This window comes from Paenibacillus sp. Paensp38 (assembly GCF_059491915.1).
The window spans coordinates 4,678,872-4,703,590 of sequence record NZ_CP168516.1 but is presented as its reverse complement, the minus strand read 5'-3'; the positions used below and the strand labels follow the sequence as shown (position 1 = coordinate 4,703,590).

Sequence of the window (24,719 nt, the reverse complement as noted above, 5' to 3'; positions counted from 1 at the left end):
TATAAACCGCTGAAAAAATAAAAAAGGCTGCTGCCTGGGTGTTCACACCTGGCAGTAGCCTTTAACTCCTGTAGTAAAAGAAAATGTGCACAAATAAAATCAGTGTTGTGCGGCCAAGGGAAGACTGAATCTTATCCCCAAACCGCCATATTCGGAAGGGTAGGCGCAAATTTCGCCCCTATGATGTTCAATAATGGATTTACAGCTTGCAAGCCCCAGCCCCAGTCCGCCCTTTTGGATTTGCCGCGATTTATTCACAGTGAAAAATTTGAGGAACAGAGAAGATATATCCTTTTCCGGCACTCCAATTCCATTATCCTCGATTTGAAAAAAGGCATACTGTCCTAGCGGGTATCCGGTCATATACACTTTCAGCTTACTTTTCCCTCCATATCTTACAGCATTACTAAAGAGGTTGCCGAAAACCCGACGTATCATCGGTTCATTGACCATCAGCAATATATTTTCCGTAAATGAATGGCGGCAAGTAAGCTCGTTGTCAAGTCCTGCCAACTCATACTCATATTCAAGGGCAATGTTTTCAAATAATTTTGATGCTTTTACAGGTGTAGCTACCATAGATTCCAACTCCAATTTTTCTTTGGTGAAGCTGGAAAAATCATTGATGAGTTCAACCATATATCCTGACTTCTTTTGAATCAAATCATAATATTCCTGCTTTTCAGTTTCTGGTAAATCCTTGTGCGTAGCCAGCAGTTCAGTAAAACCATTAATAGATGTCAAGGGTGTTTTCAAGTCGTGGGCAATTGCCGCGATCATATCGATCTGCTCTTTGTGCGCGAGTTGAAGCCGGTGCTCCATCTTATTGAAGTGTTTATAAAGTTCTCCGATCTCGTCATTACTTCTCAGAGCTAGCGGAGGCAGTGGATGTACAATATTTACTTCTTCAAGCCTGGTATTCAGAAGCTGAATGGGTTTCTCTATGCAAAAATGAATATAGATAATTAGAATAATAAATATGAAACAGGCAATTGCAAATATGGGCAGGAGCAATGCTATATATCGCGAGTCCAGCAATGAACTGCGTATAGGGGAATATACTGCAAAGACAAGCTTCAGGTACATTCCAATCGAAAACATGAATATTATAAACATCAGCAGGAACAAAAGAGGAAGCTTTATTTTCAGTTTCATACTATTGCTCTCTTTCCGTGTATTTATATCCTATGCCCCATATTGTTTTAATAAAGTCATATTCAGGACCAAGTTTCTTACGGATATTTTTTATATGAACCGTTACGGTATTTATTTCTCCGTATTCGTCTCCCCAGACGTTTTCATATATCTGCTCACGAGTCAATACATTATTGGGGTGGCGCATGAGGATAGACAGAATCTGAAATTCCTTCGTTGATAAGTCGAGCTTCCTGCTATTCAGGAATGCTTCAAACGTCTTATCGTTCAAAATGAGCGGAGAATCCGCCTTTTCGTTACTGGGACTAAGTTCATCCCACTCTCTAAAAAGCCTGTCCACTTTTCTGAAGTGAGCCTTTATCCTGGAGACAAGCTCCTGAATACTGAAAGGTTTGGTCATGTAATCGTCTGCTCCTATTTCGAGCCCGACGATTTTATCAATGTCCTTATCACGCGCACTTAAAAACAAAATTGGAACATTATAAGAATTTCGGATACTTCTGCAGACATCAAGTCCATCCATATCAGGCATCACTATATCAAGAACGATGAAATCAATGTGATTTTCTTCCAATGCGGATAAGGCTTCTTTCCCAGAATATGCCGAAATTATTGCAAATTGCTCGTATCTTAAACTCTTTGTGATGAGTTTTACGATTTCTTCATCGTCGTCTACAACTAATATCGTTTTTAGCATATTTATACCTCCCAGCCGCTTTAAGTGGACTGAATTTATAAAACAAGAGCCGCATGATCCTCTCGCATTGAAAAAAGTAGCGTTCAAAGCGTCTCTGCGGTCGAGCTATGCACATATTCCAGCTTGAAGACCTGCATATAGCTTTTGACGTAATGTCCGGGAGTGTGTCTAATCAAAAGGCGGTGTGAAAAGGCTGAAAACCATCACAAGTTTTGGTTTTCAGCCTTTTCCGATAAAGTCCATCCGAGCTACGCACTCCACATGACTTTGATAGGACTCAAATGGGAAGATCATGAAACATGGTATACCTCAAATGGGTATTCCGCTCCAAATCCCTTACTGATTGAAATCAGTAAGGGATCATGGCTCTATAGTAACAGCTATTATCGTAATGTAAAGGGAGATGTAACGCACATTTTGGATTACACCAACCCTTCGGGTTTTAAAACTCCGAGAACCTTTGGAACAGGAGATGCCGATTTTTCGTATGGCTACTCCTTTTTGTATTTTTTTCGGTACTGTAGCGGGGTGTGCCCGGTAAGAAGCTTGAATACACGACCAAAGTGAGCAATGCTGTCAAAACCCGTTTTTTCAGCAATGGAAGTCACTTTCCAGTTTGTTTCTCTCAAGTACACACGAGCCTGCTGGACCCGCACATCCTGAAGATATTCTACTAAGGTAAAACCTGTTGTCTGCTTGAAAATACGGCACAAATACGTGCTGCTAATATAAAAATGCTCAGCCAGCTGATTTAGCGACAGGCTCTCGGCATAATGAGCATGCAGGTATGCAATGACTGAGTACACGCGTTGCTGCTTTTCGCTACGTTCCGGTGCAATGGTATCGGCAGTGGCTGATTGTATGCGTCGGATGCGGATAAGGAGCTGGAGTAGCAAGCTTTGGAGATATAGTTGGCGGTAGGCATGTTCTTGGTAGTATTCATCCAGCATTTGCTGGAATAGATGCTCCAGCTCGCATTGTTCTTCCGCGGAGGGGCGAAGCAGAAAGCTTTTTTCTGGCAGAAGAGGCTGGTTCTGATCGCTGGAGGGAGAGACAGTCATTGGCGAGGCTGCAAATTCTTCATCAAAGTTAATCAAAATCCGTTCATGGCTGCCGCTACCCTTGTTACTTGTACGGTGAAAATCATGTTTGCTAATCCAAATCAGATCGCCCTTCTGGAGCGCGTATACCCGCTGATTAATGTAGTAGTAGCGCTCTCCTGCCAGCAAATAATAGATTTCGTGCGCTTGGTGGACATGGTCGGCGGACATGCTGAATGGCACCGTCCGTAGCGCTTGCTCAATGGCAAAGCGGGGTGTAGCGATCATATCGATAGTCTCCTTTAATGAAAGAATACATAAGGATAATATATGTATATTTTTTGGGAAAAATCATAATAAAAGCGAAGATTTCGCTCTTTCTTATACTATAAAATAAAAGCAATTCATGTAAAGGGTGTGAGCCAATTGGCTAAAATCAAATATGCGCTTGTGGGTACCGGAGGAAGAGCCGAATTTTTTTACGGTGAAGTTGTTACGGTTTTCAAAGATACCTCGGAGCTGATCGCGTTCTGTGACGTCAATCAGACGAGAATGGATTATGCCAATCGGCTGTTGCAGGAGAAATACGAGCATGAGCCGATTCCGACCTATAAAGCTCACGAGTTTGATCGGATGATCGCGGAGACGAAGCCGGATATCGTCATTGTCACGACCATTGACCGGGTGCATCATCGGTATATTATCCGGGCGATGGAGCTGGGCTGTGATGTCATTTCCGAGAAGCCGATGACGGTGGATGAGGACAAATGCCAAGACATTCTGGATGCCATAGACCGCACGGGACGGAAGCTGCGCGTCACCTTTAACTACCGCTATGCGCCGCATAATACGAAAATCCGCGAGATTATTATGGACGGAACGCTCGGAGAGGTGCTGTCAGTCAATTTCGAGTGGTTGCTGAATACACAGCATGGCGCAGATTATTTCCGTCGGTGGCACCGTGACAAGCGCAATAGCGGTGGTCTGCTAGTGCATAAATCGACGCATCATTTTGATCTGATGAACTTCTGGCTTGGCTCGAAACCGGAGACGGTGTATGCGATGGGAGATCTGAAATTTTACGGCCGGGAAAATGCGGAGCAGCGTGGCGTGACGGAGTTTTATCAACGGGCTTACGGCAGCAAGGCAGCGGAGAATGACCCCTTTGCGCTACACCTGGACCGTAATGAGCATCTAAAAAGTATGTATCTGGATGCTGAGCATGAGGATGGCTATGTGCGGGATCAAAGCGTATTTGGCGACAATATCAGCATAGAAGACACGCTGAGTGTCATGGTGAAGTATCAGAACAAGACGGTGATGAACTATTCACTGAATGCTTATATGCCTTGGGAGGGCTTTATCATCGTATTTAATGGCACGAAGGGACGGATGGAGGTTCGGGTATCCGAGCAATCCTATGTTAATTCCGGTGGCAGCAAGGCAGATGAGGGTGCGCTCAAAGAGAAGACTATCACCATCTATCCCCACTTTGCAGCACCTTATGAGGTCGAGGTAGAAGAAGGCGTAGGTGGTCATGGCGGAGGAGATCCAGTTATGCTGCGGGATATTTTTGATAAGCCGGCAGAGGATCGGTTTCATCGTGCGGCCTCACATATCGACGGTGCATGGTCCATTTTAACTGGCATCGCCGCCAACCGCTCTATGCGTACAGGTCAGCCAGTGAAGGTGGAGGAACTGGTGCGCTTGTAATGAGTAGTAAATTTAATACCGAAAAGACCCCTCTAACTAGATTGAACAGAGGGGTCTTATTTTGGTATTCAAATATAGAATGCACCTTACATCTTACGGCACTTTATTTTATTATTTATCGGCAGTCAGTTCCCGGGTCCCCAGTTGTTGTACAGGACGATGGTTATCGGGGAAAATGGCAGCAAACTGGTTGATTTGGTCTGCGGACATTTCAATAGGCTGCTCCAGCACTGTCCAATTTACATGTTCTGTGCATGGCGGGGTAGTCAGCGATCCGTTGTAGCGAACGGAGTGCAGGTCTTTTGGCAGCAGCGCAGCGAGATTTATTTCTTCATCCAGAGCCGCTTCTTGGGAAATATCCTTCGGCAGTTTGGACCAAATGCGGTTGAAAGCCTTGTTTTCTTTGCCACTTTGGATAAGGACCCCTAAGACAGCTGTGCTTCCGTTGTCGCTTTGATGGACAAAATGAAGCTCCATTTCAGCATTTTTACCATCAATTTGATGTTCGCTCGGGTGGTGAAAGTGAAACTGCTTTAAAGTGAATTTAGTACCGTCCAGCATGATGTTATTGCTGGCATCGGCAACATTGATTTGCACAGTGTGCCCATTATTCAAAATGGATGCTTTCGTTTTAGTGTAATGAACTTGCAGCGGTTGCTGTGTTTGCGATGCTTCCAGATGGGTATGCTCTATATTGACAGGAGATTGTTCGTGGCCGTTACCACAAGCAACAAAATCTTTTTCCAGCTCTCCCCAATGTTCCGGTCCCTGATCTCCTTCATAGGACCAGTGTGGGCCTTTCTGAACAACTGCATGAGCGTTGTTAACTGATGAGGATGAAGTGCTAGTGGTACTAGAAATGGCGGGCTGTGAATTGCATCCTGTTACCGATACAGCCAAGATAATGGCAAATATGCTGAACAGGCAACCTTTCCAGTTTTTTTTCATGTTTCTTTATCCTTCTTCCAAAATAGAATATGTGAAACTTTTTACATTGTAAATTATTGTACAAAGTTCCTACAAGGGTCCAAGGACTTAGAAAGAAGCGTTTTTGGATTAAATAGTTTTAAGTTAGATTTATATTTGTCCTTTTTGGGCAAAAATTACTATAATAATGAGTGTACATTACAAAATAATTCCATATCTATTTAAAGGAGAGATCTACATGAAAGCAGCAATTGTTACAAAAGACAAGAAAGTCAGTATAGAAGAGAGACCTTTGCGTTCCTTGAAGCATGGAGAAGCGTTAGTCCAAGTTGAATACTGCGGAGTTTGCCACACAGATTTACATGTGAAAAATGCAGATTTCGGTGATGTCACAGGCAGAGTTCTAGGGCATGAAGGTATTGGAAAAGTCATTGAATTAGGTGAAGGAGTAACCAGTCTTAAAATTGGTGATCGCGTAAGTATTGCCTGGATGTTCGAAAGCTGCGGTCATTGTGAATATTGCCTAACTGGGCGGGAAACGCTGTGTCGTGAAGTTAAAAATGCCGGATATACGGTAGACGGTGCAATGGCAGAGCAATGTATTGTCACAGCTGACTACGCGGTCAAGGTACCAGATAGTCTTGATCCTGCCGCTGCAAGTAGTGTAACTTGTGCAGGGGTTACAACATATAAAGCAGTTAAAGTAAGTGAAATCAAACCAGGCCAATGGATCGGTATCTTCGGCATTGGCGGCTTGGGTAACCTGGCGGTGCAATATGCCAAAAATGTATTCAATGCTAAAGTTGTAGCCTTTGATATCAGTGATGAAAAACTAGAACTGGCCAAACAAATTGGTGCTGACTATACCGTTAACAGTATGAAAGAAGATCCGGTCGCCCGAGCCAAGGAGTTAACAAACGGTTCTGGTCTGGATGCAACCGTAGTTACTGCTGTTGCCAAAACACCTTTCAACCAGGCCATCGACGTTGTAAAAGCTGGCGCGCGTGTTGTAGCTGTAGGTCTTCCAACCGATAAGATGGATCTGGACATTCCTCGTCTGGTTCTGGACGGCATTCAAGTTATTGGCTCCTTGGTCGGCACTCGTGAAGACCTTAAAGAAGCGTTCCAGTTCGCTGCAGAAGGTAAAGTCGTCCCTCTTGTACAAAAACGTCCGCTCGAAGACATTAATGAGATCTTCGAGGAGATGGAGCATGGCAAAATCCAAGGGCGCATGGTCATTGATTTCACAAAATAAAATGAAATCGAATTGGTAACCCTTGGAATTCAGAGAGAGGAAGCGCCTGCTGATGTATTGCAGGCGCTCTTTTTGGCTTTACAGCTTATTCAGAATGTTATCTTCCAAAACCGCAGATTTATCCCCATATTCTTTGATGATATGTCTTTCTCCCCAGGCACAAAGAGAATCTAAAATGCTTTTCAGACTACATCCATATTCACTAAGCTCGTACTCCACTTTGGGTGGAACCTGATTATAGCTAATCCGATTGACAATGCCGTCTTCCTCTAATTCACGAAGCTGCTGAGTCAGCATTTTTTGTGTTATGGAAGGCATCATCCGTTTTAATTCGCTTGTCCGCATCTTTCCATGTGTCAAATGACACAAAATCACGCATTTCCACTTCCCCCCGATCACCTCTAACGTCGCCTCAACAGAGATATTGTATTTTTTCTTCCCCAATGCCGATCCCTCCATGTGTATCGCTTTTCTGTTATACATACCTTAACATCCTGTTTTAATCAAAAAGGACTTTATTTAGGGTACTTTTTGGTACCTATATCACTAAAAAGTACGTACTGTTCATAATTGCTTGAATAACTCATAATAACATCTGTTGGTTGAAGATTTCTATAGATAGGAGGGAAAAACATGTCGCCAGAATCAAAAGGAAGTATATGGCCATTACTGGCTCTAGCCGTAAGCGCCTTTGCGATTGGGACAACTGAGTTCATCAGCGTGGGACTGCTTCCCCTCATTGCTGAAGACTTGCACATATCTGTAACGATGTCCGCACTAACTGTAACGCTGTATGCATTAGGAGTTACCATCGGGGCACCTGTCTTGACCTCATTAACATCAAGTGTTCCCCGTAAAACGTTGCTGCTGTGGATCATGATTATATTTATTGCAGGTAACAGCCTTGCTGCGGTCTCTAGTGGAATTGCCTTGCTGCTGATTGCACGTGTGATCTCGGCGTTCGCCCATGGGGTGTTCATGTCCATCGGTTCCACCATCGCGGCCGATCTTGTGCCGGATGATCGTCGAGCGAGTGCGATTTCCATTATGTTCTCCGGGTTGACCGTAGCCACAGTCACAGGTGTACCTTTGGGTACCTATATTGGGCAGCAATGGGGTTGGCGGGCTGCATTTATGGCGATTGTGGTCGTCGGTGTAGTGGCACTCATCGCCAATCTGATTCTGCTGCCATCTACACTGCGCAAAGGGAACAAGACTCCTTTCCGCGAGCAGGTCAAACTGGTTACCAATGGTCGCTTGCTACTTGCATTTATCATTACAGCTTTGGGGTATGGAGGCACATTTGTGGTGTTTACTTATTTATCTCCATTACTCCACGACATAACCGGATTTCAGCAAAGTACGGTAACGTTTATTCTTTTGCTGTATGGAATTGCGATTGCCATCGGGAATGTCATTGGCGGAAAAGCAGCAAACCGTAAGCCGCTTTCAGCTTTGTTTTACATGTTTCTGATTCAAGCAGTGATCCTTTTTCTCCTGTTGTTCACGGCACCTTTTAAAACGGCAGGACTGATTACGATCTTCTTTATGGGATTGCTTGCGTTTATGAACGTGCCCGGGTTACAGGTATATGTAGTCATGTTAGCCGAACGGTTTGCACCCAAAGCTGTCGATGTTGCCTCTGCTGTTAATATTGCTGCTTTCAACGCAGGGATAGCCATCGGAGCTTATGTAGGCGGGATTGTAACGGATTCACTCGGTCTCATTCATACAGCCTGGATCGGGAGCATTATGGTTTTCGTTGCGGTTCTGCTCACAGGCTGGAGTCGTATGCTCGAAAAAAGGGATACAACCACCATTACAGGTTAAAGCTTTTAAAAAATAGAGAGGAAGATACAAAATGACACAAAACTTACAAAGCACAACATTGTTAAACAACGGAGTTCGTATGCCTTGGTTTGGCATCGGGGTATTTAAAGTGGAGGAAGGTTCGGAGCTGGTCGATGCTATAAAGGCTGCTGTAAAGCATGGCTACCGCAGTATAGATACAGCTGCAATCTATGCGAATGAAAGCAGTGTAGGGCAGGCTATTCAGGAAGCCCTTCAGGAAAATAATCTGTCCAGAGAAGAACTGTTCGTCACGTCCAAAGTGTGGAATGCAGATTTAGGCTATGAAGAGACACGAGCAGCTTATGAAGCCAGTCTGGGTAAGCTGGGTCTGGAATACCTGGATCTATATCTGATTCATTGGCCAGTTCAGGGAAAGTATAAAGAAGCTTGGAGAGCGTTGGAATCCTTGTATAAAGAAGGACGGATTAAGGCAATTGGAGTCAGCAACTTCCAGATTCATCATTTGGAAGATCTCATGAAAGATGCTGAAATCAAGCCAATGATCAATCAGGTGGAGTTCCATCCACAATTAACCCAAACCGAGCTGTTGCAATTCTGTCAAAAGAACGACATTCAAATGGAAGCCTGGTCCCCGTTAATGCAAGGCCAATTGCTGGATCATCCGGTACTGCAAGACATAGCGACCAAGTATGGTAAATCGGTGGCGCAAGTGATTTTACGCTGGGATGTGCAGCAGGGAGTTGTCACCATTCCCAAGTCTACCAAGGCGCATCGGATCGTCGAAAATGCCGATATTTTTGACTTCGAACTGACGCGCGAGGATATGGATCGAATTCAGGCGTTAAATGCCGATCTTCGGGTAGGTCCAGATCCGGATAACTTTGATTTTTAAAATTACATTCATCATGAGACGCCGTTTCCTTCTTCACTAAGGGACGGCGTTTTGTGCATGATGGGTCTGGAGCCACAGCAATCCAATCCCGCCATATGGTATTATAGGGTTATGTGAATAGAGACGTTTTGGAAGCTTGTGAATACGAAAAATCTCCGGGGGACTTCATGAATAAGACGATTGCAGATATAGCCCAAATGGCTGGTGTATCCAAGAGCACGGTATCCCGTTTTTTGAACGGCGGGTCTGTCAGCGTGGATACGAAACGAAAAATTGAAAAAGTGGTTAAAGCCACGGGCTATGTGCCCAATGCCTTTGCCCAGAGTCTTAAGGCGAAGCGGACCAACATTATCGGCACCGTTGTGCCGCGTCTGGATTCTTTTGCGACATCCCATACGCTGATGGGGATTGATGAGGAACTGCGTTCTCAGCATTATCAGATGCTGATCTCCAATACGAGCCAGGATGTACAGCGTGAAATCGAAGCCATTTATGAGCTGGGCCGACAAAAGATTTCGGGTATCATTTTGCTGGCTGCTCAAATTACAGACGACCATCTGACCGCGATTCGTGACATCGGTATTCCAGTGTTGCTGGTGGGCCAGCAGCACGAGCAGCTTCATAGCCTTATCCATGATGACTATCGTGCAGGATATGATATTGGCACGTACGTTTTGTCTCAGGGACACCGCGAAATTGCCTACGTTGGTGTTACTGAAAAGGATGTTGCCGTCGGTGTGCAGCGCAAGGAGGGCTTTAGGCAGGCTGTACGCGATGCATTGCCTACTGAGTCTCGTACGGACGATGCGATGCAAGCAGCAGGGTATGATATCAGATACTATGAGACCGGATTTAAAATGTCCGATGCACGAATTGCTGCATCCGCTATTTTGGACAATTTCAAGCCAACGTTAATGGTGTGTGCTACGGATAATATTGCGCTGGGCGTAATCAATGCGGCTTATTCCAGAGGGATTGTCATTCCGTCGGATTTGTCGGTAACTGGCTTTGGGGGATACGATATTACGGAGGTCATTCACCCTGCGCTGACAACCGTTCAATATCCGTATATGGATGCTGGACGTGTAGCAGCGCAAAATATTATGCGGCTGGTAGAACATAAATCGGTAGAAAAAGTGACGGTCATGAATTATTCCCTTATCGAAAGAGAAAGCGTTGACAAACGCTGAACAAGTGGATTATAATTTCTTCGAAACCGGTTCCATAGTATGCGGACATAAATGGAATCGGTTGCAAATCCATGGATGAGCATTTTTTTAATCGTATGGGAACCGGTTCCGAAGGAATATTTTTTCACTAATTTGGAACCGGTTCCTGAGGCGAAGTTTTAATAAAAATGAGGTACAACTATGAAAATGACAAGAGAACAAAAGTATCGAGTGATCGAGCAGGCAGAGCCCGGTGAAATAGCCAGCTTGGAGGAGAAAGTGGAGCAATGTCACTGGCGGCAGGGGTTTCATATCCAGCCACCGACAGGTTTGCTCAATGACCCCAATGGCTTTTCGTATTACCAAGGTGAATACCACTTATTTTATCAGTGGTTTCCACTCGGAACGGATCATGGGATGAAATACTGGTATCATTTGAAATCCAGAGATTTGGCCACATGGAATAGTGCAGGCATTGGCATTGCACCTGGGGATTATTTTGATTCACATGGGGCTTACTCAGGCAGCGCGCTGGAGCATGAGGGCAAATTATACATGCTGTATACGGGAAATGCACGAGATGAAGATTGGATCAGACATCCTTATCAATGCATGGCTGTTATGGACGAGAACGGTCGCATTACTAAATGGAAGCACCCCGTTATTTCCAATGTGCCAGAAGGGTATACAGACCATTTTCGTGATCCCAAGCTATGGAAAGACGGCGATAGCTTTTACTGTGTGATTGGTGCCCAAAGAACGAATTTAACAGGCTGCGCCGTCCTCTACCGATCAACCGACCTTCATTCATGGGAGTTTGAGGGAGAATTGTGCACAGGGCTGGAGTCGTTTGGCTACATGTGGGAATGTCCGGATTATTTTGAACTGAACGAAGCAGGTGTCTTGATCTTTTCTCCTCAGGGCTTGGAGCCTTCCGGGGATGAAAATCACAATATTTATCAATCGGGCTACGTAATCGGCAAGCCGTTAGATACCGGTACAAAAATACTGGAGCACGGCGCATTCCACGAGCTCGACAGAGGCTTTGACTTCTATGCGCCACAGACGATGATTGACCCGCAGGGGCGGCGTATTATGGTGGCATGGATGGGTCTGCCGGATATCGACTATCCCACAGATCCGAACGGATGGGCTCATTGTCTGACATTACCAAGGGAGCTTACGCTTCATGAGGGCAAACTCTTGCAGCGGCCAATTCCTGAGCTGACTACGCTACGCAGAAATCGTGAGGATCGGGTAGCTGACACGTTATTCTCAGAGAGCAAAACCTATGAAGGATTTACAGGTACGGCCTATGAGCTGATCTGTGAGGTAGATCTTTTAAGCGCTAAGATGTTTGGTATTGAATTCCGTGCGAGTGAGACTGAGAAAACGGTAATTAAATATGATGCCATCAGTCGCAAACTTGTATTGGATCGTTCGCAATCAGGTGAGCCTGTAGCCACTTCGTATGGTGAGATACGGCAGTGTTCATGGGATAAAGATCATATCAAACTTCATTTGTTTGTAGATACGTCTTCGGTTGAGATTTTCGTCAATGATGGGGAAGAGGTGTTCACCAGTCGTATTTTTCCGCATCCAGAGAGTGACGAAATACGCTTTTTTGCCGACAAGGGAGAGGCTCTCTTCCAGGCGGTGAAATGGGATTTTACATGAGTAGGCTAAAACATCAAGTGGATCGTTAATCATCAAACATAACGGAATCAACGAGAGGATGAACATCATGGCGGAGAACAGAGAAATAGCTAAAGAAGTGATCCAGGCAATCGGTGGGCAAGAAAATATTGCATCTTTTGCTCATTGCGCGACGCGCTTGCGGATTATGGTGCATGACAAGGAGAAAATTGATCAGAAAAAAGTTGAGGAGATCGACAAGGTCAAGGGTGCTTTCTTCAATTCCGGGCAATATCAGATTATTTTTGGTACAGGTACGGTAAATCGAATTTTCGAAGAGGTTGAAAAGCTTGGCGTGACTGGTTCATCTAAAGAAGAGGTGAAGAGTCAGGCGAAAAAGGAAGGGAACGTCTTCCAGCGCTCCATCCGTACCTTTGGTGATGTGTTTGTACCGATTATTCCTGTGCTGGTCGCTACAGGGCTGTTCATGGGGCTACGTGGCTTGCTCACTCAGCCGCAAATTCTCGCTCTACTTGGCATGACGCCACAGGACATTTCACCCAATTTTCTATTGTACACACAAGTATTAACAGATACGGCCTTTGCTTTTCTGCCAGCGTTAGTCGCATGGTCAGCCTTTAGAGTATTCGGTGGTAGTCCAGTGCTGGGTATCGTTCTCGGTCTGATGCTGGTAAATCCAGCCTTGCCCAACGCTTATAGTGTTGCGGACGGTTCAGCCCACCCGTTGACGATGTTCGGATTCATTCCTGTGGTGGGCTATCAAGGCTCGGTATTGCCAGCTTTCTTCGTGGGCTTGATCGGAGCCAAGCTGGAGCGGGCGCTGCGCAAACGGGTGCCTGAAGCGCTAGATTTGATTCTTACACCGTTTTTAACACTGTTGATCATGATCACCCTGGGATTGTTTGCAATCGGTCCAATTTTCCATTCACTCGAAGAATGGGTGCTGCACGGAACAACGTTTGTGCTGGATTTGCCTTTCGGTATTGCAGGGATTGTCATCGGTTTCTTGCATCAGATTATCGTTGTTACAGGTGTGCATCATATCTTTAATTTCTTGGAGATTCAACTGCTTGAAAAGAACGGCGCGAACGCCTTTAACGCCATCATTACCTGCGCTATGGCTGCTCAAGGTGCTGCCTGTCTGGCGGTTGGACTGAAAACGAAGAATAGCAAGCTAAAAGCGTTAGCACTTCCTTCCTCGTTGTCTGCTTTTCTGGGGATTACGGAACCGGCTATTTTCGGGGTCAACCTGAGATACATGAAGCCTTTTGTCATGGGGCTTATCGGTGGTGCGGTTGGCGGTTTTATCGCTTCACTCTTCCATTTGGCGGCTACAGGTATGGCAGTTACAGTCATTCCAGGCACGTTGCTCTACATGAACCATCAGCTTCCGCTTTACATTTTGGCGAACTTGGCTGCTATGGTTGTAGCCTTTGTCCTGACCTGGATGTTTGGCTATAACGATAAAATGCTGGAAGAGGTCAAAACAGCGGGTTCTTCAACTTAATATGATTTCGGAATAAGCACAGATTCGCATATAAATGAACTATAACGGTCGCCCTACTTTGGAGCGCTCTAGGCCCTTGTTGAAAAGGGATGCTAGAGAAGCTTCCAGGTGGGGAGACCGTTTTTTATAGACTTTATCATTACGTATCCGGATACGTAATTTGGCTTTGGCCAACAATCGGCTCATAACGCAATGGTTTCAGAGCATCTCAATGAAATGGACTTCCCACCATATTCTTCAATTGCTAATTCGAATTCATTATTGAGCGGTTTGACGCCTGAAGAATATAACGTAGTTATCAAAAATGCGAAACCCATAGAATCAATTGCTGTTGAAAAAGAAGTTTTTGCCGTTTATGGAAGATATACAGATGAAAATAGAAATTTTCAAATTAAAGCTTCAGGTTTTGGAGAATATCAGGTAATGGTACTTAACCACGATTATTATGTTTTTTATGAACTCGTTATAATACTAATATTTTCTAAAATACGTAATACATCTTTTGGGAAGGGAGGTGTGTGCGTGTGAACAAGCGACTAAGAACAAGTGTTGTTGTCTTAGGTCTAACTGTTCTTATCGGAGGGGTTATAACCGTCATTCAATACGACAAGGATACGTATAAAGAACGGCATTTAATCGAAAGCTTTTTTAATCGAGTGAAACAGTATCGGCGCTGGGCAACCCGCTATGACAAGACAGCGAGCATGTTCAAGGCTTTTTTGGCGTTGATTTCGATAAGGATGTGGCTCAAATAGGTTTGCGTATAGGCTCTAATCAATCTAATTAGGTCGATATTGTGGATGATCCTGGATAACGGCCGCATTCATCATGCAGCCCAAGTGCAAGATTTCTTGAAGCAGCATCACCGATTACAATTTGTTTTTCTGCCGAAGTACTCGCCTGACCTTGACCTGATTGAAGGTTTATGGAAGTGGCTAAAGAGCGATGTCGTTCACAACGTATTTTACAAGAAGTTTTATCATATTCGAATCAATGTCGCAGCCTTCATGAAACGCGTCAATGACAAATCGTTTGAGGTCATTGATCGCTTGGGAATACGAATGTAATTCAAAAATTCAGTCTATGTAGAATTTATATAAACGATCAATTTTACAAATATCAATAAACATATTATTGTAAAAATAAAGAAATTGGAGGTGGCTTGACAATGAAAATTCTTATAGTAGGCTATTTTACACAAATTTCAAAATCAAATATTAAAAAATATTTTCCTAATGACTGGGACATTGTAATTGTGCCGCCGGGAAAAGAAATGCTGCATCATATTGGAGACTGCCAGGTAATCATACCTGAACATATCAAAGTGGATCGCGACTTACTTTCCATGGCAAAAAAATTGAAGCTGGTACAGACGGGTGCAGGGTATGATAATGTAGATATTGATGCCTGTACGCAACTTGGTATTTGGGTAGCTAATGCTGCAGGAGTGAATGCGCAGGCAGTGGCCGAGCATGTAATGGCGCTGATGTTGTCTTATTATAAAAACATACCCTACCTTGATAGATTCATGAAAACCAGAATAGATGAAAAACAGTTGGATTATACAGGAAGTGAATTAAAAGGTAAAACGATAGGAATTATCGGCTTTGGTGCTGTCGGTAAAAAAGTAGCTGAGTTTTGCAGGGTTTTTGATATGAATGTGCTGGTTAATGCTAGACATGCCGTTGTACAACCTGACAGCTTTGTAAAAATGACGGATTTCGATAATCTTGTAAGCGTATCAGATATAGTCACTGTACATACGTCACTGAATCCGCAAACCAAACAACTGATTGATAAAGGAGTATTCAAAAAGATGAAGAATACCGCACTTTTTATCAATACGGCTCGCGGTGGGATTGTCAATGAAAATGACTTAATAGCTGCTTTAAAAGATAAAGAAATTTCAGGAGCATGCTTGGATGTGTTTGAATCTGAACCGCTTTCAATTGACAGTGAACTAAGGGATCTGAGTAATGTCATACTTACTCCCCATACTGCTGGCATGCCAGATGGCGTCAAGTTGCATAAAAAAAGATATGATTTCTTTGTGAATAATATAAAGCATATAAAAAACGGTGAAGAACCCGAAAGCAAGCTTAATCAGGTGTTATAGTTCTGATAATTTTTCATTTTATTAAAAAAGCAGTTCATCAATTGGCCGCTCTTTATACGTGTCCTGGTCATACGCCCGCTTCCTCCTCCGGTCTCCTTGCTCGGAATCCATTACCGAATCATCTGCCTGTCCCGGTGTCAACTCAAAGCGGAGCAGATTCGCCAGTGCATCAACCACGAACGCCAGAAAAAGCTGTAGGCTGAAGACCAAGGGCCATTATAATCGGGTAAATAATGCCATGAAGCACCGGTACGGGCAACCCAGAGGACGGCTTCACAGTTTGCGTACACACCCTAGCTTCAAATTCAAAATTGCTTCGTATCATCTTCCCATAATCCTATTTCTGTAGTTCTAAACGATGGAGGAACGTTCATCCAGAAATTCGGACGGTGAGCAGCCTGTTAACCGTTTGAAGATTCGATGGAAATAGGACACATCACTATATCCCACATACTCCGAAATTTCACGAATCGTTAGCCGGGACTCGGTCAGCATATAGATGGCGGTTTTAATACGTTGCGTATGTACATGCTCACTGATCGTTTGGCGTGTTACCTCACGCAGCAGCGTCGCGGCATAATTGGGGGTTTTACGGATGGCGTCGCCAAGCTCCTCCTTGGTTACCTTTTCCCGGTAATGGTTCTGGATATACTGTTTCATATGTTCCACATGTCGCTCTCGATCGCAAGAAATGGCGCCTTTGTCCCATTCCTGATTCATATATATCATGGCCTCGGTCAGCAGACAGTCAGCCATCATGGTGTAGTAGCTTGGGTGTTCAGTCCATTGATAGTACATCGATTTGATCCGTTCATGCAGCATGTCGTAGCATCCGGGCTTGATCAACAACGGCTTGTCAGTATTCAGGATGGGAAGTGTGCTGTTCGTACATGTTTTGCGGCAATGTATCACATACTTGGTATGAAAAAGCGTAGGAATGCTCTTGCCATAGTAATCCAGATGACTGGGTAAAAGCAGTGTTTCACCTTTACCGAGAATGAATTTGCAATCGTTCACCCAATATACACATTTGCCAAAGGTGACCAAAATGAACAGTAAGTCATCGTTGTCGCTATTTGCACTAGCCTTTTCATACCAGTCCACTCCGTTGTCCTGCCGTATATCTACCAATGTAATCACGAAACTCACTCTCCGATGTCTTCAACATTCATTATACTGTAGTACATTCATCATACTATAGTTCATAGTCTTGGTGCACGGGTACAGGTAGAATAGAGCCATATAAGTTTAATGTAGATAGAGAAGCAAAGTGGAATAGAAAACCATACAGTAAAGACATTCAGGAGGATGACATTACTATGCTTAAAACGAAAATTATTTGTACTATGGGACCTGCCTGTGACTCCATTCATTTGTTAAAAGAAATGATCCAGGCTGGTATGACTGTAGCCCGCTTGAATATGGCTCACGGTGAGCTGGAAGATCACGTTAAACGTATCGAAAATGTGCGTCAGGCTGCGAAGGAAATGAATACCTTTATCCCTGTCATGATGGATATTAAAGGACCGGAAATACGGATTGGCAAGCTGAGAGAGGCATCTTGTCTGCTGAAGCCAGGTAGCCAGCTCATTCTGACCACAGAAGAGATTCTAGGGGACGAGCATCGTATTTCAGTGAATTACCCGGATATGCCGAAGGACATCAAACCAGGCGACCGCATTCTCATTGACGACGGTTTGGTTGATCTGACTGTAACCTCCATCGAAGGTACGGAAATGATTTGTAATATTGTAAGCGGCGGTATTTTGAAGCCGAGAAAAGGTGTAAACCTGCCAGGGATTCATACAACCCTTCCAGGCGTGACGGAGCGAGATGTGAGACACATCCAATTTGGGGTGGAGCAGCGCGTTGAGCTTATTGCGGCTTCTTTTGTGCGTAAAGGCGACGATATCCGCGAAATCCGTGAGATTTTGAAGGGCCATCATGCGGAGCATGTCCAAATTTATTCCAAAATTGAAAATGCTGAAGGCATGGAAAACCTGGATGATATTATCGAAGCTTCCGATGGCATTATGGTAGCCCGTGGCGATCTGGGCGTCGAGGTGCCGATTCAAGATGTGCCTGTGATGCAAAAAGAAATGATCGACAAGTGTAATCTGGTCGGCAAGCCCGTTATCGTAGCTACCCACATGCTGGAATCCATGCAGGTGAACCCGCGTCCGACGAGAGCTGAAGTTAGTGACGTGTTTAATGCCGTTATGCAAGGAGCCGATGTTGTTATGCTGTCAGGTGAATCTGCTGCAGGTAAATATCCTGTCGAGTCTGTACGGACCATGGCTGCGGTAGCTGCCAGTGCAGAATCACAATTGGATTATCAGGAGCAGTTCGATAAGCGCAGAGCACGTCAGAGCACCAACATTACCGAAGTGATTAGTCAGGGTGCGGTAAGTTCGTCTCTGGAGCTGGATGCCAAAGCGATTATTACCTCGACTGCCAGTGGATTCACGGCACGTATGGTATCCAAATATCGTCCGAAGGCGCCTATTATTGCGGTTACTCCGAATAATACGGTATTCGCTAAAATTTGCCTGTTATCCGGTGTGTTCCCGATCAAAGGGGATAAAGTAGCTACAACGGATGAAATGTTCGAATCCTCCATCCGTAACGCTCTGAATGCAGGATATATCCATAAAGGTGACACTGTAGTCCTGTCGGCGGGTGTTCCAGTCGCTGAGGCGGGCACCACTAACTTGATCCGAGTATACCAAGTGTAATTTACAACAAAATATAGACAGCAAAAAGGCGCCATCCCGTCGGGGGAGCGCCTTTTTGACATGAATTAAGAAGCACCTCTGAGGGTGTCATGAACTACGGCGTATAGCTGGCCACGTACGTCACTGACTTACAGCCCGAACACACTTTTAGCAACGACTTGTGTCAATTCTGCTTTATGGGCTTGATATTGCTCAGGCGTAATGCTCTTATTAGCCAGTCGTTGATCCAACTGCTCCGTTAACTGAGCTACTTGTAAATCAACGACAGCCTGTGCATCCTGATTATTGGTGTGTGCAATATCTGCCAAGGTTTGACCGTTATACAACGCTTCATATAATTGCTCATCCGAGGATGCGCCCAATGTTTTCAACAGTTCATCATCCTTGGAAGCTTCATTATCCTGTACCTGAGGGGCTCTCTCTGGAGCCAGTGTAGCAGCATTAGCCCGACTTCCCCAAGTAGAAGATTGCCCAATAGACAACGCCAGCAACAGTGTACAGATGACCAACATTCGTTTTCGATTCATAAGTGTAAAATCTCCTTTGTGTTTCATTCAATTTCTGACAGAGTGGAGCCTTATATGGATATCCAACGGGAGTAATGTTTATGCCTTTAGCCGATCCGGCTTATGTAGTTACCAGATTCTAATATACATCATACACACCCAATCTTAGTGCCAGCTTAATACTCGTTTAAAATAAACTAAAAGAGGAGAATGTAAACAGGTAAAGCTAAAAAAATTCACGGATGTGAATAATGGAAGTAATTTTACCCTTTGAATTCTGCCGGATATGAAAAAAACCTCCTTCACAAAAGTGAAGGAGGTTTTTAGACAACTACAACCATTACAATTTAGGGTTTTTTCCATATTTATTGTCGTTAGGCTGACTGTCTTGGCATGCGAATACAATCAAAATAATTGACCCTACAAGAGGAATCAGAGCGATTAGAATCCACCATCCGCTTCTGCCTGTATCATGCAGTCTACGGGCCAGAACGGCCAAGGATGGCAGCAAGACTGCCAGAGAGTAAATGTACGTCAATATCGGAGTTAAGCCCACAAGACCATCGATCAGACCGACTATAAAGCTGGCAATTACGCTAAATAGAACAAACATCCAATATTCGGTACGTCTTGCTCTACCTTGGAATCCTACATAGTTTTTTAATCCGTTTAAATACCATTGCATATATTTTCACCTCCTCATAAAATGTAAATATTTGTATTATAATCATCATAAAACAGTTGTTTTTAAATATATCGGCAGGTAACATATAGAATTTTACTTGTCAAATTATAACTTTAAACTAGGAATTAAAGCAATACATTTATTATAATTAATAATACAGTGAATAATTTATAAAAATATAAAATTACATATTGAATTTTCCATATCCATTGAATAATATAGAGGTACGGTTAACCGTCGGGTTTGAATAGGCCTTCTTAACAGAAGGTGCTTTTATTTTTCAAATCTATTGAAAGCGCTTTAAATTGGACAGGAGGGATAAGTAACTTTAAATTCGAGGGCGAAGAAGTTAATACAAACATAATCCTGACCGCTTTCCCAAAATTGTTTTATGTTATCAGGGATGTTCAAAACGAGAGGAGATTAATTTATGAAGCATTTATTTGTTCGTAAAGTAACGGCAGCTTCACTCGCAGGTGCGCTGTTGTTGCCTGCTTCTTTGGTAGGCGCCGAGCAAACACTCAATTTAGATACAGTTGAGGCTCAAAGTGTGGGTCAAACCTCCCTTCAAGCTCAAGATATGGGGAACCTTTCAATCCAAAGTAAAAAGGTCGTTTCCTTCAAGGAGACTTCCGTACATGATCCATCCATCCTGAAAGTGAAAGACACATTTTACATTTTTGGCTCCCATCTGGCGGCTGCCAAGTCCAAAGACCTCATGAATTGGGATACGATTGCTACAGGAGTGGCGAATGGTAATGCATTAATTCCCAACGTTAAAGAAGAATTAAAGGAAGCACTGGATTGGGCGCAGACAGACACGCTGTGGGCAGCTGATGTCATTCAACTGGCAGATGGCAAGTTCTATATGTATTATAACGCTTGTAAAGGTGACTCCCCTCGTTCAGCAATGGGCCTAGCAGTTGCTGATAAAATTGAAGGGCCGTATAAGAATAAAGGGATTTTTCTAAAATCCGGTATGTGGGACCAACCGAGTGAGGATGGGACGATCTATGACGCAACCAAGCATCCGAACGCCGTGGACCCGGACACCTTTTACGATAAGAACGGCAAGCTGTGGATGGTATATGGCTCCTACTCAGGAGGCATCTTCATTATGCAGATGGATGAAAAAACAGGGAAGCCGCTCCCAGGTCAAGGCTACGGGAAAAAGCTGACAGGCGGCAACCATGCTCGTATGGAAGGGCCGTACATACAATACAGTCCGCAAACGGACTACTATTACTTGTTCCTATCGTATGGTGGATTGTCAGCGGATGGCGGATACAACCTGCGGGTGGCTCGGTCCAAAACACCGGATGGTCCTTTCTACGATGCTGAAGGCAACGATATGATCAAGGTCAAGGCGAATCCGGACAAACCACTTTTTGATGACGCCTCCATTGAACCATACGGTGTCAAACTGATAGGTAATTACCTGATTCCAAGAGAAATTGGTGATCCGGGTACAGGACTGGGTGCAGGCTATGTGTCGCCCGGACACAACTCGGCTTATTATGATCCCAAGACGAAAAAGCATTTTGTCATTTTTCATTCACGTTTCCCTGGGAGAGGCGAACAGTTTGAAGTGCGGGTACATGAAATGTTCATGAACGCTGACGGTTGGCCTGTGGTTGCTCCTTATCGTTATTCGGGAGATGAGGATTCACTGAAAAGGCTGTCAGAAAAAGATGTCCTCGGTCAATACTCGTATGTAAATCATGGAAAGGAAATTTCGGCAAATATTAAGCAAGCTGTTATCGTCAATCTGGATCGCGGTGGCAAACTGTCTGGTGGAGTGAACGGTACATGGAAGTTGGGGGCAGACAATCAGTTGGAAATTACAGCAGAGGGCACGAAGTACAAAGGTGTATTCCTGCGGCACCGTGATCCAGACACAGGTGCCAAGACGCTTGCTTTTACCGCGTTGTCCTCCAAGGGTGTTGCGGTATGGGGTTCGCTAAAGCCTGACCTGAAGGCCAGCAAGATTGTAACTGCTGTGCAGAAGGACCTTAGTCTGGGCGATACGAGCAATGTTCTTTATAATCTGACGCTACCTACTCAAGCAGCACAAGATACCACTATTTCATGGGAGTCCACCCACCCGGAGAATATTTCTGTGACAGGTGATGTATACCGTCCAGAAGCCGGTTCTCAGCCTGTAACAGTTACATTGACGGCGACCATTAAAAAGGACAAAGCCACCGCTAAGAAAAGCTTTACAGCCATTGTTCCCGGGCAGGCCCAAGGTCCTCAGCTCGCACGCTATTCGTGGAATGAAGATCAAGGAACTACGGTTGTCGACAGCACATACAATCAATTTGATGGTAAGACCTATGGTGGTGCTGCATGGGATAAAGACGGGAAGCTTGGCGGTGCGCTTGTCCTAAACGGTAAGGATGGTTACGTGCAACTACCAAATACAGTAACAGATGCGAAGGATTTTACCTTTTCCGCTTGGGTGAACTGGAAGGGCGGTGCAGCTTGGCAACGGATTTTTGACTTCGGCAACGGCCAAGCCCGGCATATGTTTCTTACCCCTTCCCAAGGTAGCGGTGTACTCCAGTTTACAATCCATGAAGGTACGGATCAAAGCTTGCTTTCCAAATCATCATTACCGCTAAACCAGTGGACACATGTAGCGGTTACACTGGAAGGGAATACAGGGAAATTGTATGTAAATGGTGAGGAAGTAGCTGTTAATGACGGTATTACCTTTAATCCCAATGAGTTGCTGACGAGCGAGGCTTATCTCGGCAAAAGCCGCTTTGCCGCCGATGCTTACTTCAATGGCAGCCTGGATGAAGTTCAATTGTATAACAAAGCGCTGACAGCAGAGGAAATTAAAGCACTGGCAGAATTGTAGTTCAAAATAAGCAAATAAACGCAGGAGATGGGCTTTTATTAAGAAGTTCGTCTCCTGCGCAATGTTTTGTATATTTATTTCTTGATTGCTGGTATAATAGGTAGCAACTGCGGATATAATGTTTTAAGTAGGCGTTAATGACTCGCTCCCGCCGAATGAACACAGCTTTGAAGCAGCAATAGAGAACATAAGCACTCTGCATAAATTAAATTCACCAGTGCTTGCGTTTTCAATACACTTATGGTAATATGAGTATATTGAGATTGTGACCTGAGATTCGCATATTGTAGAGGGCTATTGTTTTAGGTTGAAATAACCTTGTGCAATATGTGAATTTTTATTTGTAAAAAATAAAGGTCATATAAATACATTTTGGAGGTAATTCCATGCAAACAGGTACAGTTAAATGGTTTAACGCAGAAAAAGGTTTCGGTTTCATCGAGGTTGAAGGTGGAAGCGACGTATTCGTACATTTCTCCGCAATCCAAGGCGAAGGTTTCAAATCTTTGGACGAAGGCCAACGCGTAGAATTCAACGTAGTTGAAGGAAACCGTGGACCACAAGCTGAGAACGTTGTAAAACTGTAATTTTAAATTACAGCCTACTTCAGATGCCCCGAACATAGCGTTTGGGGCATTTGTTTTTATCTGTTCATAAGACCGTTTTTGAACTGATTACATCTTATCGCTTTATAAATCATGAAGAAAGAGGGATGTTTATGTACAATTCACGGAAAAAGCCAATGGATGAGATTCCTGAGGAAATTACAACTGTCTGGAATTGCGCCAGCGATACATGTAACGGCTGGATGCGAGATAACTTCGCTTTTTCTGTCGAGCCGACATGCCCCATTTGCGGTTCTGCCATGGTGAAGGGCGAGAAAAAGCTGGCTGTTTTAAATAATACGAGCTTCAACCATACCAAACAATCCTAAGCGGATAAATGTTTGTAGTGAAAGATGCCCCATAGCCATTAACGGCGCTGAGGCGTCTTTTTTGTTTTTTATAAATATAAATTATACATAAGGATGAACAGGTTTTCAATTATGTGCGGAGGATGGGGCTAGTATGCTCAGTAAGATAGAGTTAAATTCGGGTAGCGCTTCGTAAAACACACCGTGGCCGCTTCGTTCGAAAGGAATAAGTCTTGATCCGGCAATTCCTTTTTGAGTTTGGACAGCCAGGGGGAAAGGACAGACCCGATCCAGCTTGCCGTGTAGAATCCAGGTGGGCACGTGTATACATGGCAAATCAGGGCGCAAATCAGAGTCACGTAGTGAGTACAAAGTACAAGCCATGCTATGAACTGTTGCCGCAAAGCCCTGGTCACGTAACCAGTCGCGTAAGCTCTGGCTGACGGGATTAGCAAACAACATTTCGCCAAAAGAAGTTACCAGTTGTGGACGATCTGTATAGGCTTGTTTGATGAGTTTATCTACCTCTGTGACAGGAGTACCATAAGGAAAGTCGCTGGTTGGGGTGAATCGAGGCGTAGCTGCTCCGATCAAGATCAACTGATTGACGCCAAATCCCCGGTGCCTGCTCATGTAGCGTGTAACCACAGCTCCCCCCATGGAAAAACCGATCAGCCGTACCTGGTTTAACTGAAGTGCCTGCATCACAGCCAGCAGATCGTCTGCCAATCGATCATAATTGTATCCATGCCATGGTCGATCAGACTTGCCGAACCCCCTAAGGTCGACCTGAATACAGCGATACCCGTAAGCAGGCAACAAGGCGGCCTGGTATTCGTACATTCGGTGATCCAGCGGCCAGCCGTGCACCATCAGAACAGGGATGCCTTCTCCAATATCCTCGACATACAGCTTCACGCCGCGTCCCACCTCAATATAATATCCCATCGTGTTCACCCCTTTAGAAATCACGGAATTTCGTTCTCTCTCACATATATGTAGCCAGGGCTTAGCTCATTCGAGAAAGGGATGGGACTGTCACGATATAAGCATATAGTATGTTAAAAAATGTATG

General features: G+C 44.4%; 23 protein-coding genes and 1 pseudogene. 15 read left to right on the top strand and 9 right to left on the bottom strand.

Annotated features, from left to right (window positions below; genetic code table 11):
- Nucleotides 1-99: 99 nt before the first annotated feature.
- The 3 genes from ACEN8J_RS20840 to ACEN8J_RS20830 form a co-directional block, all read right to left on the bottom strand.
- Nucleotides 100-1,155, bottom strand: coding sequence for a HAMP domain-containing sensor histidine kinase (locus tag ACEN8J_RS20840; protein ID WP_495593915.1), 1,056 nt, complete (start codon nucleotides 1,153-1,155; stop codon nucleotides 100-102).
- A gap of 1 nt (nucleotide 1,156) precedes the next feature.
- On the bottom strand, nucleotides 1,157-1,852 hold the full coding sequence (locus tag ACEN8J_RS20835) for a response regulator transcription factor (protein ID WP_318628174.1): 696 nt from the start codon (nucleotides 1,850-1,852) through the stop codon (nucleotides 1,157-1,159).
- A 491-nt stretch (nucleotides 1,853-2,343) separates the two neighbouring features.
- Nucleotides 2,344-3,180 carry a helix-turn-helix transcriptional regulator gene (locus ACEN8J_RS20830; protein WP_495593914.1) on the bottom strand — a complete coding sequence of 279 codons (837 nt, stop codon included), beginning with the start codon at nucleotides 3,178-3,180 and terminating at the stop codon, nucleotides 2,344-2,346.
- A gap of 138 nt (nucleotides 3,181-3,318) precedes the next feature.
- On the opposite strand from ACEN8J_RS20830, the gene ACEN8J_RS20825 reads away from it, so the two are divergent.
- The gene (locus ACEN8J_RS20825; protein WP_449292521.1) at nucleotides 3,319-4,605 is read left to right on the top strand and encodes a Gfo/Idh/MocA family protein; all 1,287 of its coding nucleotides are present in this window, start codon (nucleotides 3,319-3,321) and stop codon (nucleotides 4,603-4,605) included.
- A gap of 111 nt (nucleotides 4,606-4,716) precedes the next feature.
- On the opposite strand, the gene ACEN8J_RS20820 is transcribed toward ACEN8J_RS20825, so the two are convergent.
- A complete protein-coding gene (locus tag ACEN8J_RS20820; protein WP_341038387.1) occupies nucleotides 4,717-5,553 on the bottom strand; it encodes a carbonic anhydrase in 837 nt (278 codons plus the stop codon).
- Between the two features lie 217 nt (nucleotides 5,554-5,770).
- Between ACEN8J_RS20820 and adhP the strand changes: the two genes are divergently transcribed.
- A complete protein-coding gene (gene adhP / locus ACEN8J_RS20815; RefSeq protein ID WP_318628177.1) occupies nucleotides 5,771-6,787 on the top strand; it encodes an alcohol dehydrogenase AdhP in 1,017 nt (338 codons plus the stop codon).
- Nucleotides 6,788-6,865: 78 nt separating this feature from the next.
- On the opposite strand, the gene ACEN8J_RS20810 is transcribed toward adhP, so the two are convergent.
- The gene (locus ACEN8J_RS20810; protein WP_013368959.1) at nucleotides 6,866-7,231 is read right to left on the bottom strand and encodes a winged helix-turn-helix transcriptional regulator; all 366 of its coding nucleotides are present in this window, start codon (nucleotides 7,229-7,231) and stop codon (nucleotides 6,866-6,868) included.
- A gap of 189 nt (nucleotides 7,232-7,420) precedes the next feature.
- Between ACEN8J_RS20810 and ACEN8J_RS20805 the strand changes: the two genes are divergently transcribed.
- The 9 genes and pseudogenes from ACEN8J_RS20805 (at nucleotide 7,421) to ACEN8J_RS20765 (ending at nucleotide 15,939) form a co-directional block, all read left to right on the top strand.
- A complete protein-coding gene (locus ACEN8J_RS20805) occupies nucleotides 7,421-8,617 on the top strand; it encodes an MFS transporter (protein WP_029516873.1) in 1,197 nt (398 codons plus the stop codon).
- A gap of 31 nt (nucleotides 8,618-8,648) precedes the next feature.
- The gene (locus tag ACEN8J_RS20800) at nucleotides 8,649-9,491 is read left to right on the top strand and encodes an aldo/keto reductase (protein ID WP_495593912.1); all 843 of its coding nucleotides are present in this window, start codon (nucleotides 8,649-8,651) and stop codon (nucleotides 9,489-9,491) included.
- A gap of 167 nt (nucleotides 9,492-9,658) precedes the next feature.
- Nucleotides 9,659-10,681, top strand: a complete 1,023-nt coding sequence (locus ACEN8J_RS20795) for a LacI family DNA-binding transcriptional regulator (RefSeq protein ID WP_165149230.1) — start codon at nucleotides 9,659-9,661, stop codon at nucleotides 10,679-10,681.
- 180 nt (nucleotides 10,682-10,861) lie between these two features.
- The gene (locus ACEN8J_RS20790) at nucleotides 10,862-12,337 is read left to right on the top strand and encodes a glycoside hydrolase family 32 protein (RefSeq protein WP_495593911.1); all 1,476 of its coding nucleotides are present in this window, start codon (nucleotides 10,862-10,864) and stop codon (nucleotides 12,335-12,337) included.
- Between the two features lie 67 nt (nucleotides 12,338-12,404).
- Nucleotides 12,405-13,823, top strand: a complete 1,419-nt coding sequence (locus ACEN8J_RS20785; protein WP_029516869.1) for a sucrose-specific PTS transporter subunit IIBC — start codon at nucleotides 12,405-12,407, stop codon at nucleotides 13,821-13,823.
- Between the two features lie 192 nt (nucleotides 13,824-14,015).
- Entirely contained in the window at nucleotides 14,016-14,351 is a 336-nt protein-coding gene (locus ACEN8J_RS20780) for a hypothetical protein (protein ID WP_340931199.1), read from the top strand.
- Entirely contained in the window at nucleotides 14,348-14,578 is a 231-nt protein-coding gene (locus tag ACEN8J_RS20775) for a transposase (RefSeq protein WP_307353791.1), read from the top strand. Before ACEN8J_RS20780 ends, ACEN8J_RS20775 begins: the two co-directional genes overlap by 4 nt.
- A gap of 45 nt (nucleotides 14,579-14,623) precedes the next feature.
- Nucleotides 14,624-14,890 (top strand): annotated as a pseudogene (locus ACEN8J_RS20770) (transposase); the annotation flags it as partial.
- A 101-nt stretch (nucleotides 14,891-14,991) separates the two neighbouring features.
- Nucleotides 14,992-15,939 (top strand): NAD(P)-dependent oxidoreductase, encoded by a 948-nt coding sequence (locus tag ACEN8J_RS20765; RefSeq protein WP_025722578.1) that lies wholly within the window; start codon nucleotides 14,992-14,994, stop codon nucleotides 15,937-15,939.
- A gap of 351 nt (nucleotides 15,940-16,290) precedes the next feature.
- Here the strand turns inward: ACEN8J_RS20765 and ACEN8J_RS20760 are convergent, their stop codons facing one another.
- On the bottom strand, nucleotides 16,291-17,079 hold the full coding sequence (locus tag ACEN8J_RS20760) for a helix-turn-helix domain-containing protein (RefSeq protein WP_029516864.1): 789 nt from the start codon (nucleotides 17,077-17,079) through the stop codon (nucleotides 16,291-16,293).
- Nucleotides 17,080-17,258: 179 nt separating this feature from the next.
- On the opposite strand from ACEN8J_RS20760, the gene pyk reads away from it, so the two are divergent.
- Nucleotides 17,259-18,674 (top strand): pyruvate kinase, encoded by a 1,416-nt coding sequence (gene pyk, locus ACEN8J_RS20755; RefSeq protein ID WP_029516863.1) that lies wholly within the window; start codon nucleotides 17,259-17,261, stop codon nucleotides 18,672-18,674.
- 128 nt (nucleotides 18,675-18,802) lie between these two features.
- Here pyk and ACEN8J_RS20750 read toward each other — a convergent pair whose 3' ends face one another.
- Entirely contained in the window at nucleotides 18,803-19,201 is a 399-nt protein-coding gene (locus ACEN8J_RS20750; protein WP_029516862.1) for a hypothetical protein, read from the bottom strand.
- A 319-nt stretch (nucleotides 19,202-19,520) separates the two neighbouring features.
- On the bottom strand, nucleotides 19,521-19,865 hold the full coding sequence (locus ACEN8J_RS20745; RefSeq protein ID WP_318628183.1) for a DUF805 domain-containing protein: 345 nt from the start codon (nucleotides 19,863-19,865) through the stop codon (nucleotides 19,521-19,523).
- A 430-nt stretch (nucleotides 19,866-20,295) separates the two neighbouring features.
- Here ACEN8J_RS20745 and abnB point away from each other — a divergent pair, with 430 nt between their 5' ends.
- The 3 genes from abnB to ACEN8J_RS20730 all read left to right on the top strand — a co-directional run bounded on the left by abnB (nucleotide 20,296) and on the right by ACEN8J_RS20730 (nucleotide 23,665).
- Nucleotides 20,296-22,731, top strand: coding sequence for an arabinan endo-1,5-alpha-L-arabinosidase AbnB (gene abnB, locus ACEN8J_RS20740; protein ID WP_495593909.1), 2,436 nt, complete (start codon nucleotides 20,296-20,298; stop codon nucleotides 22,729-22,731).
- Nucleotides 22,732-23,117: 386 nt separating this feature from the next.
- Entirely contained in the window at nucleotides 23,118-23,318 is a 201-nt protein-coding gene (locus ACEN8J_RS20735; RefSeq protein WP_007428290.1) for a cold-shock protein, read from the top strand.
- A gap of 131 nt (nucleotides 23,319-23,449) precedes the next feature.
- The gene (locus tag ACEN8J_RS20730; RefSeq protein WP_013308357.1) at nucleotides 23,450-23,665 is read left to right on the top strand and encodes a cold-shock protein; all 216 of its coding nucleotides are present in this window, start codon (nucleotides 23,450-23,452) and stop codon (nucleotides 23,663-23,665) included.
- A 105-nt stretch (nucleotides 23,666-23,770) separates the two neighbouring features.
- On the opposite strand, the gene ACEN8J_RS20725 is transcribed toward ACEN8J_RS20730, so the two are convergent.
- A complete protein-coding gene (locus tag ACEN8J_RS20725) occupies nucleotides 23,771-24,592 on the bottom strand; it encodes an alpha/beta fold hydrolase (RefSeq protein WP_340931204.1) in 822 nt (273 codons plus the stop codon).
- Nucleotides 24,593-24,719: the final 127 nt, after the last annotated feature.